Source organism: Sulfitobacter sp. UBA4523, from assembly GCF_002388305.1.
GTDB lineage: Bacteria > Pseudomonadota > Alphaproteobacteria > Rhodobacterales > Rhodobacteraceae > Sulfitobacter > Sulfitobacter pontiacus.
In genome coordinates this window covers 33,730-34,041 of the sequence record NZ_DGMH01000021.1, presented here as the reverse complement: position 1 = coordinate 34,041, position 312 = coordinate 33,730, and the positions used below count along the sequence as shown (strand labels likewise).

Genomic DNA, 312 nt, shown 5'->3' with positions numbered 1-312 from the left:
GGCGGCGACGTGAACCCCTATCTGATGCTGGCCGCCGTGCTGGGTGCTGCGATGAACGGCATCGAGGACGGGGCAGAGCCCCCCGCCCCCATCACCGGCAACGCCTATGCCGCCGACCTGCCGCAAATCCCCGGCGACTGGAAATCCGCGATCGACGCCTTTGAAAACTCCGCCGAGGTAAAGCGTATCTTTGCCCCTGAAATGGTGCGCAACTTTATCCTCACCAAACGGCAAGAGCTACATTATATGCAGGAACTGACCCCGCAAGAGCAGGTCGAAATCTATCTGGACACGGTGTAATCAGATGCCCCC

Annotated in this window: 1 pseudogene; it reads left to right on the top strand. The window is 59.9% G+C overall.

Annotated features, from left to right (window positions below):
• Positions 1–300, top strand: a pseudogene (locus B3849_RS04715) (glutamine synthetase); the annotation flags it as partial.
• Between the last annotated feature and the right edge of the window lie 12 nt (positions 301–312).